Source organism: Bradyrhizobium sp. SHOUNA76, from assembly GCF_023006445.1.
Classification (GTDB): domain Bacteria; phylum Pseudomonadota; class Alphaproteobacteria; order Rhizobiales; family Xanthobacteraceae; genus Bradyrhizobium.
The window spans coordinates 1-3603 of sequence record NZ_JALBHA010000588.1 but is presented as its reverse complement, the minus strand read 5'-3'; the positions used below and the strand labels follow the sequence as shown (position 1 = coordinate 3603).

At 66.9% G+C, this 3603-nt stretch carries 2 protein-coding genes; both read right to left on the bottom strand.

The window, feature by feature from the left end; genetic code table 11:
* Positions 1–234 precede the first annotated feature (234 nt).
* Positions 235–1173: a dihydrodipicolinate synthase family protein gene (locus MOV74_RS33795; RefSeq protein ID WP_246931319.1), complete on the bottom strand. Its 939-nt coding sequence runs from the start codon at positions 1171–1173 to the stop codon at positions 235–237.
* A 131-nt stretch (positions 1174–1304) separates the two neighbouring features.
* On the bottom strand, positions 1305–3386 hold the full coding sequence (locus MOV74_RS33790; RefSeq protein WP_246931318.1) for a methyl-accepting chemotaxis protein: 2082 nt from the start codon (positions 3384–3386) through the stop codon (positions 1305–1307).
* Positions 3387–3603 lie beyond the last annotated feature (217 nt).

Genomic DNA, 3603 nt, shown 5'->3' with positions numbered 1-3603 from the left:
ACCGATCCGATCGAACGGCGACCCAGCTCGGGCGGCCACCCGGGCTGGGCCATTCCTCACGGAACGGCTCAATATAATCGATCGCCCTAATACAAGGGTGGGCAAAGGCGCTGAGCGACGTGCCCACCACGCTCCTCGACGGCACACAGGTTGGTGGGCACGCTTCCGCCTTCGCTCTGCGAGCTACGGCGGACAAGTCGCTTTGCCCACCCTACGACTGTGGAGTGTGTGGCTCTACTTCCCCCACCTCAGCGCCAGCGCATGGCGCTCCTTGGCGAGTTCCAGCAGGCCCGCGCGCGTTGCCGGATGCAGCGGCTGGAGCGGATGGCGAACCGCGTCCGACTTGATCACGCCGCCGGCCTGCATCATCGCCTTGCAGGCGATCAGGCCGCATTGGCGGTTCTCGTAGTTGATCAGCGGCAGCCAGCGCTCATAGGCGGCCTTCGCCTTCTCGCGATCGCCGGCGAAATAGGGATCGACGATCTGGCGGATGCCGTCGGGATAGCCGCCGCCGGTCATCGCACCTGTGGCGCCGGCATCGAGATCGGCCAGTAGCGTGATCGCCTCCTCGCCGTCCCAGGGACCCTCGATGTCCTTGCCGCCGGCCTCGATCAGGCTGCGCAGCTTCGAGGCCGCGCCTGCTACCTCGATCTTGAAATAGCGGATGTTCGAGAGTTCGCGCGCCAGCCGCGCGAGCAGCTCGACCGACAGCGGCGTGCCGGCGACCGGCGCGTCCTGAATCATGACGGGAATTTTGATCGCGCCCGAGAGCACGCGGAAGAATTCGACGACGCCCTTCTCCGGCACCCGGAAGGTCGCGCCGTGATAGGGCGGCATCACCATCACCATGGCGGCGCCCGCCGCCTCCGCCTGCTGGTTGCGCGCGGCGCAGACGGCCGAGCTGAAATGCGTGGTGGTGACGATCACGGGAACCCGGCCCGCGACATGTTCCAGCACCGCATGCATCACGGTTTCGCGCTCGGCATCGGTGAGCACGAACTGCTCGGAGAAATTGGCGAGGATGCAGATGCCATTCGAGCCAGCATCGATCATGAAATCGATGCAGCGGCGTTGTCCCTCGAGGTCGAGCTCGCCGCGCTCGTCGAAGATGGTGGGCGCGACCGGGAACACGCCGCGATAGGGGCGCTGGGCCTTGTGGGGGGTGACCGGCATCGAACTCTCCATCCCTGATGTGTCTTACGTCTGGCGCTGCGCTCACGGAGCGAGGCGGCACAGATGTAGCCGCCGCGCGGATCGACGGCAATGCCGAACGCACGACGTCAGGATGGAAGAATGAGGCGAAACTACGCGGTCTTCACCGCTCCCAAAAAGCCCTCGACCGCGACGCGGAGGCGATCGGCGTCGGCCGACATCTTCTTGACGGAGTCCGACAACACCGTGCCGGCGTTGCCGGTCTCCTGGTTGAGCCTGGCAACACTGCCGATGGTGTCGGTGACCTCGCGGGTGCCTTGCGCGGCCTGCTGGAAGTTGCGCGAGATCTCGGTGGTGGCCGCGCGCTGCTCTTCGACGGCGGCGGCAATCGCCGTCATCTTCTCATCGATGCCGCTGATGGCACCGCCGATGGCGCGGATGGCGGTCACCGCCTGTCCCGTCGCGCCCTGGATCTCCTCGACCTGACGCGAGATCTCTTCCGTCGCTGTCGCCGTCTGAGAGGCGAGGCTCTTGACCTCGCCGGCGACCACAGCGAAACCGCGGCCGGCCTCGCCCGCGCGCGCGGCTTCGATGGTGGCGTTCAGGGCCAGAAGGTTGGTCTGGCTGGCGATGGCGTTGATCATCTTCACGACTTCGCCGATGCGGCTTGCGGTCTGGTCGAGGATCTCGACCGTCGCGTTGGTCTGCTCGGCCTGCGACACCGCTTCGCGGGCCTCGCGGGCGCTGGACTGCACCTGCGCGGAGATCTCGCCGACGGATGCGGAGAGTTCCTCGGTCGCCGCCGCGATGGTCTCGAGATTGTTGGTGGCCTGCTCGGCGGCGGAGGAGACCGCTGCGGTCTGGCTGCTCGATTGCGAGACCAGCGAGCGCACGCCGGTCGCGGTGGCATCGAGCTCCCGCGTCGAGGCCACAACGCTCTGGATGACCGCCTGCACGGTGTCGTCGAAGCTGCGGCATGCGGAATCGACCGTGCCGGAGCGGGCCAGCTGAAGCGCCTGCTGCGATTCGCGTTCCTGGCCCAGCCGTTCCGCGGTCGCCGCACTCTCGCGCAGGCTTTCGAGTGCGGCGGCCATGGTGCCGAATTCGTCCGGATGCCGGGATTGCGGCACCGGCGTCGCATAGTCGCGTGCGCTGATGCGGGCGATGGCGTCAAGAATGGCGCGAACCGGGCGCATCAGGCGATTGCGCACCACGTACACGCCGGTCAGGGTCACGGCCAGCGCGAGCAGGAACGCGAGCGATTGCACGATGAGGTTGGTGAGGGCTTTCGCCTGAACCATCTCCGCACGCGCGATCGACTGGTCGAGCGCCGTGTTGGCGACAGCGACGATGGGCGCGAACGGCGACTGGCACAGCGCGTTCCATTCCGCCGCGGGCATCGCCGGACGGCCGCTGCCGTCGAAATTCTTGGTGAGATCGCCGATCTGCTTGAGGACGCCGTCGGTCTTGGCGCGCGCTTCCTTCGCCGCGTTGACGAGATTCGCCGTCACGTCAGGCGCAGCGAGCAGTTCCTCCATGCCGGTCCAGCCGGCGGTGACGATTCCGTTCCAGCCGGCCACGGTCTGCTTCTGGGTCTCGTCGAGCGGCTTGGAGGTGTTGACGTTCGGGCGCAGGGTCGAGCATTGGATGCCGTAGCGGTCGCGCACCTGCCAGGCGAGCCGGCGGGCCTGGATCATGCGGGCGATGAAGGGATCGTTGGTCCAGGCGCGGTTCGACACCGCGGTGGAGGCGAGATTGGCGGTCTCGATTACTTTTGTGACGCCATCGTACCAGGGTGCGGTGCGCTCGACCTTGCGCTCGGCACGCGGCAGCTTCGCCTCGTCGTAGAACAGCTGGAACTTCGGCGCGGCCTCGCTCCAGCGCTGCTTCAGCGTGCTTGCGAGCTCGTCGCGGCGGACGAATTCGACGGTGGAGAGCGCCGCGACAATGGCGTCAAAGCCGGCCTGCTCCGCCTTCTCGGCGGCACCGAGCTTGGCGCGCGGATCGTCCTCGCCGAGCAGCGCACTCTGGGCATCGCCCCGATTGTTGCGCAACGACAGCACGCCATGGAAGATCGCCTTGTCGGCATTCGCAAGCCGTTCGGTCTCGAGGCTATCGCTGTAGCGGCCGAAGGCCCCAACCATCTGGGTCGCCGTAGAGGCCAGCGCGCCGGCGGCCAGCAGCGCCATCAGCGTCAGGAGAAGCGAACTTACCGATTTCTTAAACATCGTCATGGGTCGGGGGCCTACTCTTCACGAGAGGCCACCTTGCATCGCGACATGCCAAGGCTTGGTTAAGACTTTAACCAAACACCTGCGGTTGTGTCCGCCGCTCTTCCTGGCAGGCCGCGTCCCCTCATGCGACCTTGGTGAAATCGGGCGGGCGGCGCTCGGCAAAGGCCGTGAACGCCTCGCGCGCCTCGGCGGTGCGCAGCCGCTGGGCGAACTGCTC

Excerpts from the sequence above, each read along its gene's own strand:
- MOV74_RS33795 (WP_246931319.1), bottom strand. The coding sequence starts at position 1,173 with ATGCCGGTCACCCCCCACAAGGCCCAGCGCCCCTATCGCGGCGTGTTC.
- MOV74_RS33790 (WP_246931318.1), bottom strand. The coding sequence starts at position 3,386 with ATGACGATGTTTAAGAAATCGGTAAGTTCGCTTCTCCTGACGCTGATG.